General features: G+C 71.4%; 13 protein-coding genes and 1 tRNA gene. 4 read left to right on the forward strand and 10 right to left on the reverse strand.

Features of this window, described 5'->3' with window-relative positions; all coding sequences use genetic code 11:
• Positions 1-224: 224 nt before the first annotated feature.
• From ACOWU6_RS11945 to dusB, 5 genes are all read right to left on the reverse strand, one after another.
• A tRNA-Asn gene (locus tag ACOWU6_RS11945) sits at positions 225-297 on the reverse strand.
• An 86-nt stretch (positions 298-383) separates the two neighbouring features.
• Entirely contained in the window at positions 384-1,166 is a 783-nt protein-coding gene (locus ACOWU6_RS11950; protein WP_271171887.1) for an ATP-binding cassette domain-containing protein, read from the reverse strand.
• Positions 1,167-1,187: 21 nt separating this feature from the next.
• Positions 1,188-3,053: a DNA primase gene (dnaG, locus tag ACOWU6_RS11955; protein WP_421075825.1), complete on the reverse strand. Its 1,866-nt coding sequence runs from the start codon at positions 3,051-3,053 to the stop codon at positions 1,188-1,190.
• Positions 3,053-4,429 (reverse strand): deoxyguanosinetriphosphate triphosphohydrolase, encoded by a 1,377-nt coding sequence (locus ACOWU6_RS11960; RefSeq protein ID WP_271171889.1) that lies wholly within the window; start codon positions 4,427-4,429, stop codon positions 3,053-3,055. The genes dnaG and ACOWU6_RS11960 overlap by 1 nt, the downstream gene beginning before the upstream one ends.
• Entirely contained in the window at positions 4,419-5,687 is a 1,269-nt protein-coding gene (gene dusB / locus ACOWU6_RS11965; RefSeq protein WP_421075826.1) for a tRNA dihydrouridine synthase DusB, read from the reverse strand. The genes ACOWU6_RS11960 and dusB overlap by 11 nt, the downstream gene beginning before the upstream one ends.
• A 66-nt stretch (positions 5,688-5,753) precedes the next feature.
• Here dusB and ACOWU6_RS11970 point away from each other — a divergent pair, with 66 nt between their 5' ends.
• Positions 5,754-6,251: a glutathione peroxidase gene (locus ACOWU6_RS11970; RefSeq protein ID WP_271171891.1), complete on the forward strand. Its 498-nt coding sequence runs from the start codon at positions 5,754-5,756 to the stop codon at positions 6,249-6,251.
• On the opposite strand, the gene ACOWU6_RS11975 is transcribed toward ACOWU6_RS11970, so the two are convergent.
• Genes ACOWU6_RS11975 through recO form a run of 3 tightly spaced genes read right to left on the reverse strand, consistent with a single transcriptional unit; the run spans position 6,252 to position 8,518 of the window.
• Positions 6,252-6,932, reverse strand: coding sequence for a DsbA family oxidoreductase (locus ACOWU6_RS11975; RefSeq protein ID WP_421075827.1), 681 nt, complete (start codon positions 6,930-6,932; stop codon positions 6,252-6,254).
• Positions 6,933-6,969: 37 nt separating this feature from the next.
• Entirely contained in the window at positions 6,970-7,770 is an 801-nt protein-coding gene (locus ACOWU6_RS11980; protein WP_282977770.1) for an isoprenyl transferase, read from the reverse strand.
• A 19-nt stretch (positions 7,771-7,789) separates the two neighbouring features.
• Positions 7,790-8,518, reverse strand: coding sequence for a DNA repair protein RecO (gene recO / locus ACOWU6_RS11985; RefSeq protein ID WP_282977771.1), 729 nt, complete (start codon positions 8,516-8,518; stop codon positions 7,790-7,792).
• Between the two features lie 36 nt (positions 8,519-8,554).
• On the opposite strand from recO, the gene ACOWU6_RS11990 reads away from it, so the two are divergent.
• Positions 8,555-9,325, forward strand: coding sequence for a trimeric intracellular cation channel family protein (locus tag ACOWU6_RS11990; RefSeq protein ID WP_271171895.1), 771 nt, complete (start codon positions 8,555-8,557; stop codon positions 9,323-9,325).
• A 60-nt stretch (positions 9,326-9,385) separates the two neighbouring features.
• Here ACOWU6_RS11990 and leuA read toward each other — a convergent pair whose 3' ends face one another.
• On the reverse strand, positions 9,386-11,140 hold the full coding sequence (leuA, locus tag ACOWU6_RS11995) for a 2-isopropylmalate synthase (RefSeq protein ID WP_421075828.1): 1,755 nt from the start codon (positions 11,138-11,140) through the stop codon (positions 9,386-9,388).
• A gap of 225 nt (positions 11,141-11,365) precedes the next feature.
• On the reverse strand, positions 11,366-12,103 hold the full coding sequence (locus ACOWU6_RS12000; protein WP_282977774.1) for a GAP family protein: 738 nt from the start codon (positions 12,101-12,103) through the stop codon (positions 11,366-11,368).
• A 117-nt stretch (positions 12,104-12,220) separates the two neighbouring features.
• Here ACOWU6_RS12000 and ACOWU6_RS12005 point away from each other — a divergent pair, with 117 nt between their 5' ends.
• A complete protein-coding gene (locus ACOWU6_RS12005; RefSeq protein WP_421075829.1) occupies positions 12,221-13,420 on the forward strand; it encodes a sensor histidine kinase in 1,200 nt (399 codons plus the stop codon).
• On the forward strand, positions 13,417-14,055 hold the full coding sequence (locus ACOWU6_RS12010; RefSeq protein WP_271171899.1) for a response regulator: 639 nt from the start codon (positions 13,417-13,419) through the stop codon (positions 14,053-14,055). The genes ACOWU6_RS12005 and ACOWU6_RS12010 overlap by 4 nt, the downstream gene beginning before the upstream one ends.
• Positions 14,056-14,058: the final 3 nt, after the last annotated feature.

The following is a 14,058-nucleotide window of genomic DNA, read 5'->3' on the forward strand; positions in this document are numbered from 1 at the left end:
ACCCGACCCGAACCCCGCCACGACGACCAGATCACCCCCACCCTCTACGGGCAAGGCCTCGACGCCACCGAAGGCCTCTGGGCCCGCGCCGGGTGGGCAGGACGAGGATGACACACCCGACCCATCCACTCTTTCTGGCCGATAACCCGATGCGGGTCACGCGCTGAAGCGCCGACGGCAAAGGGAAAGGGAAAGGGCCCGTCCGATGGACGGGCCCTTCTCAGCTCCCCGGCTTGGACTCGAACCAAGAACCTGCCGGTTAACAGCCGGCTGCTCTGCCAATTGAGCTACCGAGGATCACTCGCCGCCCCGCGGGGCAACTCCCCTAGCTTAGCAAACGCGCAAGCGCACACGGAAACCGAGCCGTGCACGCGGGCGTGTCGTCACGCGATGAGCAGCGTCTCGGTGCTCTTCATGCCCGGCGTCCAGTCCAGATGCTCGGCGTCGCCGGCGGCCACCACGTGCCCCGAGCGCAGGATGAGGCGATCGGCGTCGAGCTCGCGCGCGAGGTCCGCATCGTTCGTCACGAGCAGCGCGGCCATCCCCCACTCCTGCTGACGGCGGATGATCGCGTCGAAGATGACGTGCCGCACCTCGAGCCCGATGTTGGCGAGCGGCTCATCGGCGATGAGCACCCGCGGATCGAGGATGAGCGCGCGCGCGAACGCGACGCGCTGGCGCATGCCGGCGCTCAGCTCGTACGGGAACTTCGAGGCCGCGCCGAGCGGCAGGTGCATCTCGTCGAGCAGCGCAGCCACGCGCACCGCGAGGGCCCGCTGATTCACGCGCCGGTCGCGTGACGTGATCGGCTCCGTGATGACCTCGGAGACGGTCAGGCGCGAGGGCAGGGCGGCTCCCCCGCCCTGCGGCACGTAGCCCGTGCGATAGGTCAGCACGCGGTGCGCGCGACCGGGGCGGCGCACCGAGATGCCCGTGACGAACGCGTCACCTCCCGACACGGCGATCGAGCGGTCGCGCGTGCCGGCGAGGACGGAGGCCAGGCTCGACTTGCCCGAGCCGGTCGGGCCCGAGACGCAGAGGGTCCCGCCGACGGGAAGCGTCGCGGTCACGCCGTCCACGGCGCGGATGGCCTGGCCGCGGCCCGAGCGGGACACGCTCAGGTCGACACAGCGGACGGCGTTCTCGGTGTCGTCGGGCACGCGCATTGTTCCATCCTGCCTTGCCGTCTAGGACTCGTCGAGCAGCTGGCGCCGCTCGATGTCGAGATCGCGCAGCCGCACGCGCACGGCGCGGCCCTCCTCGGACTCGGGAGCCACCCGCTGCACCGCTCCGAGCAGCTCGTTCTTCTCGGCATCGATCGCCCGCAGGACGATGCGACGGCACAGATCGTTCACCGAGAGCACGGCGCGCTCCTCGTTGAGCGCCGGGAAGTCGCGCGTGATGAGCTCGGCCGCGAGCGAGCGGTAGGGCTCCCGCACCATCTCTACCGCGGCGACCGACCATCCGATCTTCGTGCGGTCGACGGCCTCGACCGCCACCCGCACCGCCTCGAGCGCCGGCGTGCGGAACGGCAGGGAGAGCGCGCGATGCAGGAGATTCGGCTCGACGCGGTGCCCGTACTGGAGGATGCCCGTGAGCGCGTCGCGCTCGATGGCCGTGTCGGTGCCGCGCGGCAGCGTCGCGAGCGACACGCGCACCACGGGCGCGGCCTCACTCTCGGGCACCTCTGTCCGGGCCGGCTCCGGGCGGCGCTGCGCGTCGCCCGACGTCTGCCGTGCGGCGCGCTCGACCTCCCCGTGGACGTCGGTCGGATCCATGCCCAGTCGCCGGGCGAGGACGCGCTCGTAGCCGGGGCGCAGAAGCCGGTCGCGGATCTCGGCCACGATGGGCGCCGCGGCGCGCAGGGCGCCGACACGGCCCTCCACCGTCCCGAGGTCGAACCGCGAGACGGCGCGGTCGATCACGAACTCGAACATCGGGACCTTGTGGTCGACGAGACTGCGCACCGCACCGTCGCCTCGCTGCAGGCGCAGGTCGCACGGATCGAGTCCGTCGGGGGCGACCGCGACGAAGGTCTGCGCGTTGAAGCTCTTCGCGTCGGTGAAGGCGCGGATGGCGGCCTTCTGGCCTGCGGCGTCTCCGTCGAAGGTGAACACCACCTCGCCCGAGGCAGAGGAGTCGCCCATGACGCGGCGCAGCACCGTGACGTGCTCGGCCCCGAAGGCCGTGCCGCACGTTGCGATCGCGGTCGTGACGCCCGCGAGGTGGCACGCCATGACGTCGGTGTAGCCCTCGACGACCACGACCCGCCGAGGGTCGCCGCGCGAGATGTCGCGCTTCGCGAGGTCCAGGCCGTAGAGCACCTGCGACTTCTTGTAGATGGGCGTCTCGGGGGTGTTGAGGTACTTCGGGCCCTGGTCGTCGTCGTAGAGCTTGCGCGCGCCGAACCCGACGGTCTGGCCGGTCACATCCCGGATGGGCCAGATCACGCGCCCGCGGAACCGGTCGTAGACGCCTCCGCGCTGATTCGTGGAGACGAGCCCCGCCGTCGTCAGCTCCTCGCGCGTGAAGCCCTTCGCCGTGAGCGCGTCGAGCATGTGGTCCCAGCCCTTGGGGGCGTATCCGACACCGAAGTGCGCCGCCGCGCCCGCATCGAACCCGCGCTCCCCGAGGAAGCGGCGCGCGGCATCAGCTTCGGGCGACATGAGCTGCGCGCGGAAGAACTCCGCAGCGGCGGCGTTCGCGGCGAACAGGCGTGCGCGGCCGCTCGTCTCGGGCGCGGGCCCGCCGTCCTCGTAGTGCAGCGTGTAGCCGATGCGCGCGGCCAGCTTCTCCACGGCCTCCGTGAACGAGACGTGGTCCATCTCGCGCAGGAAGGTGTAGACGTCGCCCGACTCGCCGCAGCCGAAGCAGTGGTAGAAGCCCACCTGAGGGCGCACGTGGAAGCTCGGGCTCTTCTCGTCGTGGAAGGGGCAGAGCCCCTTGAGCGACCCCACGCCCGCGGACTTCAGCGCGACCCGCTCCCCGATGATGTCGGCGATGTTCGTCCGGGCCTTGACCTCGTCGACGTCGGCCTGCCGGATGCGCGGCATCAGGCCACCTGCGACGCGCGCGCGGCCTTCGACGGCGCCCCGCGGCGCGCGTGACGAGGGGCCCAGATGCCGACCTCGGCGGGGTCGACCTCGCCGACGAGCCGGTTGTGCCACGCGACGGCGGTCTGATCGGTCAGGGAGGCGACCTGGTCCACGACCACGCGGGTGCGCGCGGCGTCGCTGTCGGCGGCGAGGAAGTCGGCCGCGAACGCCGGCTCGAGGGCGTCGGCGCCGGTCGACCACAGCGCGTCCGTCGAGACCAGGGCGTCTGCGATGCGCTTGAGCACGCGCCGCTGCTCGGCGTAGATGTGCCGGCGCTCGTCGATCGTCACGATCGTCGCGCCCATGAGGCCCTTGAGCACGGCGATCTCGACCTCGATCTCGCGCGGAACCACGACGTGGCCGCCGTATCGCGTGAGCGACGCCGCGGGGTAGGCCGCACGCGTCGCGTCCACCGCGGCGCGGGCGAACCGGCCGATGAGATCGCTCGTGAGGTTCTTCAGACGGGCGAGGTCGCGCCGTGAACGGTCGAAGGCGCGCATCCACATCGGGATGCGCGTGAGGCGGTAGAGGGCGTCGGCGAGCTCGTCGCGCGGGTAGTCGTATCCGACCCACTGCTGCACCTGGCCGATGAGCGGATGGTGCGCGACCGGATCGCTGACGTGGGCGAGATCGAGATACCCGTTCACCACCGCGTCCTCGAAGTCGTGCACGGAGTACGCGATGTCGTCGGAGAGGTCCATCACCTCCGCCTCGATGCAGCGCTCCTTGGCCGGGGCGCCCTCGCGCAGCCAGCGGAACACGTCCTCGTCCTCGGGGTACACGCCGAACTTCAGGCGCCCGCCCGGATCGGCCACCGGGTCGGCGACCGTCCACGGGTACTTGCACGCGGCGTCGAGCGTCGCGCGGGTCAGGTTGAGCCCGTACGAGCGCTCGTCGTCGAGCACCTTCGACTCGAGCCGGGTGAGGATGCGCAGGCTCTGCGCGTTGCCCTCGAACCCGCCGATCTCGGACGCCCATTCGTTGAGCGCCTTCTCGCCGTTGTGCCCGAAGGGCGGATGACCCAGGTCGTGGCTGAGGCATGCCGCGTCCACGACGTCCTCCGCGAGCCCGAGCGCGGTGCCGAGCTCGCGCCCGACCTGCGCGACCTCGAGCGAATGGGTGAGGCGGTTGCGCGCGAAGTCCGCGGGACTCGCGGGGCTCAGGACCTGCGTCTTCGCGGCGAGCTGCCGCAGGGCAGCGGAGTGCAGCACGCGCGCACGGTCGCGCGCGAAGTCATCGCGCTGCGAGCGATGCGTCTCGCGGTGGAAGCGCTCGGCATCGGCGTCCGTGTAGCCCGCGGGGCGGGGCGCGGCGCCCGTGCCCTCAGCCGCCACTGGTGTCCAGCTCCGCTTCGCGCAGCTCGCAGCTCGCGGCCTCGCCCAGCTCGCGCGAGTCGAGCCATCCCTCGGGCAGCACGGGGCGCTTGGGCGTGCCCGCGCGACCGCGCTGGCCCTCCGCGGCCTCGCCCGGATACGGTGCGTCGTGGTCGAGCTCGGCGAGCAGGTCGTCGATCTCGGCGAGACTCGACGCCGTCGCCAGTCGCGCACGCAGGTCGCCGCCCACGGGGTATCCCTTGAAGTACCAGGCGACGTGCTTGCGGATGTCGCGGCATCCGCGATCCTCGTCGTCGAAGAACTCGACGAGCAGCTCCGCGTGGCGGCGGAAGGCCTGCGCGACGAACCCGAGGGTCGCGTCGACCTCGCGTTTCGCCTCGCTGCGCTCGCTCAACGACCGGGGGCCGCTCGCTCCGCTCGCCGAGTGCTTCGCCTCGCTGCGCTCGCTCAACGACCGGGGGCCGCTCGCTCCGCTCGCCGAGTATCCTCGCGCCCCGAACGCGCGCGCGAGGTCGCCGAAGAGCCACGGACGCCCGAGGCACCCGCGCCCGACGACGACCCCGTCGCACCCGGTCTCGTCCATCATCCGCACGGCGTCGTCGGCCGACCAGATGTCGCCGTTTCCGAGCACGGGGATGCTCGTCACGGCCTCCTTGAGCTTCGCGATCGCCGACCAGTCGGCGTGGCCCGAGTAGAACTCCGACGCCGTCCGCGCGTGCAGCGCCACGGCGGCGGCGCCCGCGTCCTCCGCGATGCGGCCCGCATCGAGATACGTGAGGTGATCGGCGTCGATGCCCTTGCGCATCTTCACCGTGAGCGGGATGTGGCCGGCGGCCTCGACCGCCTGCTCGACGATGTCGCGGAACAGGCCGAGCTTCCAGGGCAGAGCGGACCCGCCGCCCTTGCGCGTGACCTTGGGCACCGGGCAGCCGAAGTTCAGGTCGATGTGGTCGGCCCTGTCCTCCTCGGCGATGATCCGCGCGGCGGCCGCGATCGTCTGGGGGTCGACGCCGTACAGCTGGATCGAGCGCGGCTTCTCGGACTCGTGGTGCCGGATGAGGCGCATCGTCGCGGCGTTGCGCTCGACGAGCGCGCGCGACGTGATCATCTCGCTGACGTAGAGGCCGCCGCCGTACTCGCGGCACAGCCGGCGGAACGCCGTGTTGGTGATGCCGGCCATGGGGGCGAGCACGACGGGCACGCCGATGTCGAGCGGGCCGATCCGCAGCGTGCGCGCAGGGGTGAGGACGGTGGTCACCCCTCGATTCTTCCAGACCCCAGCCGAGGCGGAGCCGAGTGTGCACAGCCGTCTTAGGCTGGGGCCATGACCGCCCCCGATGATCTCCGCCGTATCCCGTTCCGCGACGCCGACGGCGTCGAGAAGACGCTCGCCGACTACGGCGACGGTGTCCTGCTCGTCGTCAACGTCGCGTCGAAGTGCGGCCTCACGCCGCAGTACGAGCAGCTCGAGGCGCTCCAGCGGACCTACGGCGACCGGGGCCTGACGGTGCTCGGCTTCCCGTGCAATCAGTTCCTCGGCCAGGAGCCGGGGTCGCTCGAGGAGATCCTCGACTACTGCGCCACGACGTGGGGCGTCAGCTTCCCGATCCACGAGAAGGTGAACGTCAACGGCGCGCATGCCGCTGCGCTCTACAGGGCGCTCAAGAAGACCCGCGACGGCGTGGGCCTGGCCGGGCCGGTCGCCTGGAACTTCGAGAAGTTCCTCGTGCTCCCCTCGGGAGAGGTGCGCCGCTTCCGGCCGCCGGTCAAGCCGGACGCGCCCGAGATCGTCGAGGCGATCGAGGCCGCGCTCCCCCGCTGATCAGGCGGCGGGCTCTCCCGCCGCACGGCGCTCGGCCCACACCTGGCGTGCGACCTGCGCGAACGCCTGCGGCGGCTGAGCGCCGCTCACGCCGTACTTCCCGTCGATGACGAAGAACGGCACGCCGTTGATGCCGTATGCGCGGGCCTGCTCCTGGTCCCGACGGACGTCGGGCAGGTGGCGACCCGACTCGAGGGCCTCGCGCGCGCCATCCGGATCGAGCCCCGCCTCCGCCGCGATGTCGACGAGGTCGTCGATGCGCCCGACGTGGCGCCCCTCCGTGAAGTAGGCCTGCATGAGGCGCTCGGTCACCTCGAGCTGCCGCCCGTTCGCCTTCGCGTGGTGGATGAGCTCGTGCGCCTTGACCGTGTTCGTGTGCTGCAGGATGTCGAACCGGTACGCGAGCCCCGCGCCCGCCGCGACATCCGTCACCCGCTCGAGCATCTGCTCGACCTGCTCTCGCGCCATGCCCTTGTGGCCGACGAGGAAGTCGAGCTCGGAGCCGTCGAAGTCCACGGGGGTGTCGGGCGCGAGCTCGAACGAGTGGAACGTCACCTCGACGCGCGGCGCGTCGTCGTCGCCGGCCACCTCCGCGAGCCCGGTCTCCAGGTTCCGCTTGCCGATGTAGCACCAGGGGCAGGCGATGTCGCTCCACACGTCGATCTTGATCGCATCCGTCACACCGGATGCAACGGGCCGCGACGCGTCGGCATTCCCCTCACGCCTTCGGCGCGTCGACCGCCCCGCCGTATCGCCGGTCGCGACTGTGGAAGATGCGGATGGCCTCCCACAGGTCCTCGCGCGTGAAGTCCGGCCAGAGGCGGTCGAGGAAGACCATCTCGGCGTACGCGGCTTCCCAGAGCATGAAGTTCGACGTGCGCTGCTCTCCGCTCGAGCGGACGAAGAGGTCGACGTCCGGCATGTCGGGCACGTAGAGCCGCTTCGCGATCGACTTCTCCGAGATCGCCGACGGCTTGAGCCGCCCGGCCCTGACCTCCTCCGCGAGCTCGCGCACGGCGTCGACGATCTCGTACCGACCGCCGTAGTTCACGCACATCGTGAAGGTCATCGTCTTGTTGGAGGCCGTGAGCTTCTCGGCTTCCTGCAGATCCTTGATGACGGAGCCCCACAGTCGCGGCTTGCGCCCGGCCCAGCGGATGCGCACACCCCACTCGTTGAGCTGGTCGCGGTAGCGGTGCAGCACGATCCGGCTGAAGTTCATGAGGAAGCGCACCTCCTCGGGTGAGCGCTTCCAGTTCTCGGTGGAGAACGCGTAGACCGACAGGTGCTTCACCCCCGCCTGCACCGCGCCCGCGACGACGTCGAGCAGCTGCTCGATCCCCTGTCGGTGACCCTCGACGCGCGGCAGGCCCTGCCGGTTCGCCCAGCGGCCGTTGCCGTCCATGACGATCGCGACATGGTGCGGCACGGGACCGGCGAACGCCGGCGGCTGGAGCCCCGTCCAGTCGAGGGGCTTGTACGGCTCGGCGTCGGGGTGGGTGTAGGGCTTGGGGCTCATGTGCTCTCTCGCGGGGTCGTCAACGGTGCTTCTCGACGTGGCTGAACGAGCGGATGGCGCGCTCGAGGTGGAACTGCGCGTACGCCGCGACGAGACCGGAGGCCGCGGACAGCTCGCCCGCGGGCGTGGCGTCCACGCGCTCCCAGTCGCCCTCGAGAAGCGCCGCGAGGAGGCTCAGGGTGGCCCGGCTCACGCGGGGGCTGCCGGCCGGCGCGCACGCCTCGCACACGACGCCGCCCAGCTGCGCGACGAACCGGTCGTGCGGCCCCGCCGCGCCGCAGCGCGCGCAGTCCTCGAACGAGGGGGCCCATCCGGAGAGCGCCATCGTGCGCAGCAGGTACGAGTCCATGATCGCGTTCGGAGCGTGCTCGCCGCGCGACAGCGAGCGCAGCGCGCCCACGAGCAGGAAGAACTGCTGCGGCGTCGACTCCGCCTCGTTCACGCGGTCGGCCGCCTCGACCATGGCGCTCGCGGCCGTGTAGCGCTCGTAGTCGGCGACGATGTCGGCACCGTAGGCGCCCAGCGAGTCGGCCTGCTGCACGATGTCGAGGCTGCGGCCGATGTAGAACTGCGCGTCGACCACCATGAACGGCTCGAGGCGCGCACCGAACTTCGACGAGGTGCGGCGCACGCCCTTCGCGACGGCGCGCACCCGCCCGTGCTGCTTCGTCAGCAGCGTGACGATGCGGTCGGCCTCGCCCAGCTTGTGGGTGCGGAGCACGACGGCTTCGTCTCGATAGGTGGGCACCGTTCGATTATCGAGCCTGTGCGCGAGGATGGACGCGTGACCGAGCCGCTCTTCGTGATCCCGCTCTGGGCCGACCTCCTCGCCGTCGGCCTCGGCGGCATCCAGGGCGCGCTGTTCGCGTCGGGCTTCCGCGGGCGCGCGCGACTGGACCTCCTCGGCGTCGCGATCATCGGCACGATGATCGGGATGGGCGGAGGGATCATCCGCGACATCCTGCTCGGACTCGCCCCCGCGACCCTCCAGAACAACTGGTACCTCGTGACCGCCGTGGGCGCCTCGCTCGTCGGCATGCTGCTCGCGGGCATCTTCGACCGCCTGAACAAGGTGATCGTCATGCTCGACGCGGTCGTGATCGGGATGTTCGGCGCGTTCGGCACGGCGAAGGCGATCGCGAACGGCATCCCGCTCATCCCCGCGATCTTCATCGGCGCGTGCGCCGCGGTCGGCGGCAGCGTGATCCGCGACATCGCGATGGGGCTCCCGGTCGCGATCATGCACGTCGGGTCGCTCTACGCGGTCGCCGCGGTCGTCGGCAACGCCGCGCTCGCGGTCTCGTACGCGCTCGGCCTGCCGATCGTCGCCGCCGCGATCCTCGGCATCGTGCTCACGACGATCATCCGCGTGCTCGCGGTGGTGTTCGACCTGTCGCTGCCGGAGCAGCGGCGCCTCAACCGCCGCCGGGTCGCGCTCGAGACGCGCGAGATCCCCGTCATCTCCGCCGGCGACATCCCCGCCGCGGCCGATCTCGGGCACACCGGCGCGATCATCCTGCCCGACGACATCACCAGGCCGCGCGAGGACGACTGATCCCGCACATGCGGAGCGGGCCGGGCCCCGAAGGACCCGACCCGCTCCGATGTCGCCGGATCAGGCCCCGACGAGCTCGCCCTCGCGGGCGCGGATCGAGCGGTTGACGGCCGAGATGATCGCCTTGAGCGATGCCGTCGAGATGTCGCCGTCGATGCCGACGCCCCACAGGCGCTCGCCGTCGACCTGCAGCTCGACGTAGGCGGCCGCCTGCGCGTCGGCCGAGGCGCTCATCGCGTGCTCGACGTAGTCGTAGAGCGTGACGTCGATGCCCTGCTCGCGCACGATCTCGAGGAACGCGGCGATGGGTCCGTTGCCTGCGGCAGACGCCTCGACCGTCGCGTCGCCGTCGCGGAGCGTCACCGAGAGCGTGCCCTCACCCGACGCGTCGCGGTTCGAGCGGGTTCCGAGCAGCTCGAACCGGCCCCAGCGCTGCTCGTCGACGGGCGACGGCAGGTACTCGTCCTGGAAGATCGCCCAGATCTGGTCGCTCGTGACCTCGCCGCCCTCCTGATCGGTCTTCGCCTGGACGACGCCGGAGAACTCGATCTGCAGCTTGCGCGGCAGGTCGAGCGCGTGGTCGGCCTTCAGGAGGTACGCGACGCCGCCCTTGCCGGACTGCGAGTTGACGCGGATGACGGCCTCGTAGGAGCGCCCCAGGTCCTTCGGGTCCACCGGCAGGTACGGGACGGCCCACTCGATCTCGTCGACCGAGACGCCCTGGGCCTTCGCCTGCGCGTCCATGGCCTCGAAGCCCTTCTTGATCGCATCCTGGTGCGATCCGCTGAAGGCGGTGAACACGAGGTCGCCGGCCCACGGGCTGCGCTCGGGAACCGGCAGCTGGTTGCAGTACTCGACCGTGCGCTTGACCTGGTCGATGTCGCTGAAGTCGATCTGCGGGTCGATCCCCTGCGTGAACATGTTGATGCCCAGTGCGACGAGGTCGACGTTGCCCGTGCGCTCGCCGTTGCCGAACAGGCAGCCCTCGATGCGGTCGGCGCCCGCCAGGTAGCCCAGCTCCGCCGCGGCGACGGCCGTCCCGCGGTCGTTGTGCGGGTGCAGCGACAGGATGACGTTCTCGCGGTTGTCGAGGTGGCGGCTCATCCACTCGATCGAGTCGGCGTACACGTTCGGCGTCGTCATCTCGACCGTCGCCGGCAGGTTGAGGATGATCTTGCGCTCGGGCGTCGGCACGAGCACCTTCATGACCTCGTTGCAGATCTCGACAGCGAACTCGAGCTCGGTGCCGGTGTACGACTCGGGCGAGTACTCGTAGTAGACCGTCGTCTCGGGAACGGTCTCCTCGTACTGCTTGCACCAGCGCGCGCCGGCCAGGGCGATGTCGATGATGCCCTGCTTGTCGGTGCGGAACACGACCTCGCGCTGGAGCACGCTCGTCGAGTTGTAGAGGTGCACGATCGCCTGCTTCGCGCCCTTGATCGCCTCGTAGGTGCGGGCGATGAGGTGCTCGCGCGCCTGCGTGAGGACCTGGATCGTCACATCGTCGGGGATGAGGTCCTCTTCGATGAGCTGGCGCACGAAGTCGAAGTCGGTCTGGCTGGCCGACGGGAAGCCGACCTCGATCTCCTTGTATCCCATCTTGACGAGGAGGTCGAACATCACGCGCTTGCGCTCGGGGCTCATGGGATCGATGAGCGCCTGGTTGCCGTCGCGCAGGTCGACGGCGCACCACCGGGGCGCCTTCTCGATGCGCTTGCCCGGCCACGTGCGGTCGGGGAGGTCCACGGCGATCTGCTCGTGGAAGGGCCGATAGCGGTGGATCGGCATGGCGCTGGGCTTCTGGTTGTTCTTCATGATCGATGCTTCTTCCGGGTTCTGCAGACGAGATCGGGCCGACAGAAAGCTCCGCGACGAGGGGCCCTAGATCGAGATCTCGTCGCGGCAGCTAAGAAGAAGCAGACCGCCACAGCGCATGCATCTACCGTAACACGCAGAGTGCACAGTCGGATCCGCGGGTTTCCCCTCTTGCCTGAGCACTCTGGTCTACCGCGACGCGCCTTGCTGAGCAGGCTGCTGAACTCAGCCCGCGACGATGTCGGGCAGGCGCTCGAACACGTCGCTCACGCCCCCGAAATGGCTCGTGCCCGCGCGCACGAGGAGGAAGCCGATGATCCCGACGATCCAGGCGGTCATCTCGCCTGCCTGCCGGGTGAGCCAGGCGTTCACGCGACGCAGGAGCGGCTCCACCGCGGCGTGCGCGACAACGCGCAGCACGAGGAGCGCGAGCGCGGGGGCCACCATGACGAGGCAGTACGCGGCGAGCAGGCCGAGGTGCGCGGCGGGCGGGAGCCGGGCGGCGTCCATGATCCCGATCGCCATGAGGTACGGCAGCAGGGTGGCGATCTCGATCGCCGTCGCGGCGAGGGCGAGCAGGATGAGCGGGCGGATGGGCCCGTCCTCCGCTCCGACGGCGCGCTCGCGCCAGGCGAGCAGGCGCGGCGACGGACCGGCGTCCTTCCTCGTCCCGGTGAGGATCGCGCCGGCGAGCAGCACGCCGCCCACGACGAGCATCGCGATCGCGCCGCCGTCCGACGCGAGCCAGTCCCGGATCCCGTCGAGGAGGAGGCGGGCCCCGATCGACAGCAGGACGCCCATCGCCAGGTAGAACCCCGCCACCGTCGCGAGATAGGCGAGCATGCGCGAGGGGTGGGGCCGCGAGCTCGCGAGCAGCAGCCAGAGGGGGATGAGCAGCGTGCCGAAGCTCGTCGAGTCGGCGAGGGCGAGCAGCGCGAGGGTGCCGATCGTCGTGATGTCCATGTCGACAGCGTCGCGTGACGCCCGCAGGCGCGCATCGGCCGAAGGTGGCGGTCTCCGCGCCGCCGTCTCCGTCTTTCGGAGGAGGGCGAGCAGCCGGATCGATGCTGGAATGGGAGCATGGCGCGCGCTCCCCTCGACGAGTGGGTCCTCCCCTTCGTCCGCTACCGCTCGACGGCGGGCGACCTCGCGAACGCGGGCATCGTCCTCCTGCTCGGCGCCGTCGCCTCCTGGGCGGGCGTCGTCCCGGGCGGCGACGGCGGCCGCCCGCTCGGCCAGCCCTGGATGCCGTGGGTGCTCGCCGTCGCCTGCCTCGTCCCGCTCCTGCTCAAGCGGCGTCTGCCGACGGTCTCCGTCGCCACGGCCGGCGCGATCCTCGTCGTCAGCGTGCACCTCGTGTCGGGATCGATCGCCTTCGTGCCGACCGTCGCCATGTTCGACGCGCTCTACGCGGCCGCGCTCGTGCTCGATGCGCGCCGCATGCGCGTCGTCCTCGCGATCGCCGTCGCCGTCCTCGCCGCGCTGGCGATCGCCGCGCCGGTCGAGGGCCTCGTCGCGGTCCTCCTCACCTACGGCGCGCTGCTCGGCCTCCCGATCGCGTGGGGCACATCGGTGCGCCAGCGCGACGCGCTGGTCCGCCTCGAGCGCGAGCGCGCCGACGCCGTCGCCCACGCCGCAGAGCTCGACCGGACCGCGGCCGTGCGCGCCGAGCGCGCCCGACTCGCGGCCGCGCTGCATGACGAGATCGCCGCGCGCCTCAGCGCGATCTCGCTCCAGACGAGCGCGCTCGGCGCGCGGGGAGGCCTCGACGCGCGCACCGGGGCATCCGTCGACGCGGTGCGCACCGCGAGCCGCGAGGCGCTCGCCGAGCTCCGTGCGCTGATCTCCCTGCTCGCCGCCGATCGCGAGGAACCGGCGCTGCCGCCCGCCGACGACCCCGTGAGCGCCCTTCAGCGCACCGCCGACGCCTTCGGCGTCGCGCTCCGCGTCGCCTCCGACCGCCCGCCGCTCGCGCCCGACGTCTCGGCCGCGCTCGCGCAGATCGGGCGAGAGGCGATCGTCAACGCCGCTCGCCATGCGCCGGGAGCTGCCGTTGACGCGTCGCTGCACGCAGACGGGTCCGTCGCCGTGCTGGAGATCGACAACCCTCTCGTCGGCGCGCCGTCGACGGGTGCTCGCGGACTCGGGCTCGACCTGATGGAGAGGCGCTGGTCGGCGATCGGCGCGCGCGGCTCGGCCGGCCCCGTCGACGCGCGCTGGCGGGTGCGGGTGGAGGCGCCGCTGTCGACGACAGCCGGGACGACGGGGGCGCCCGCATGACCATCCGCGTCCTTGTCGCCGACGATCATGCAGCGGTGCGCGCCGGCATCGCGGCCGTCCTGTCCGCCGCCTCCGACATCGAGGTCGTCGGCGAGGCCGCCGACGGTCAGGTGGCCATCCGGCAGGCTGCGGCGCTCGAGCCCGACGTCGTGCTGATGGACGTGCGGATGCCGCGCGTCGACGGCATCGAGGCGACTGCCGCCCTGACCGCACGTGGGTTCCCCGTGCTCGTGCTCACGACGTTCGCGGTGGACGCCTACGTCGACGGCGCCCTCGCGGCAGGCGCCTCCGGCTATCTCCTGAAGACCGCGGAGGCGGACGAGATCATCGCGGGCGTCCGCCGCGTGGCGGCCGGCGAGGGCGTCCTCGCGCCCGAGGTGACGCTGCGGGTCATCCGGAGCGTCGGACGCGCGCCGGAGCGGCCCGAGCCTCCCGCCGCTCTCGACCTGCTCACGCCGCGCGAGCGCGAGGTGCTCGTCGGGCTCGGCGCCGGCCGGTCCAACGCCGAGATTGCGCGCGAGCTCCACGTATCGGAGACGACCGTCAAGAGCCATGTCTCGCACGTACTCGCGAAGCTGGGCGTCGCGAGCCGGATGGCCGCGGCCGTGATCGCGCGCGACGCCGGGCTCGCATAGCGA

It is taken from the genome of Microbacterium sp. SA156, assembly GCF_049065455.1.
Lineage (GTDB): Bacteria > Actinomycetota > Actinomycetes > Actinomycetales > Microbacteriaceae > Microbacterium > Microbacterium barkeri.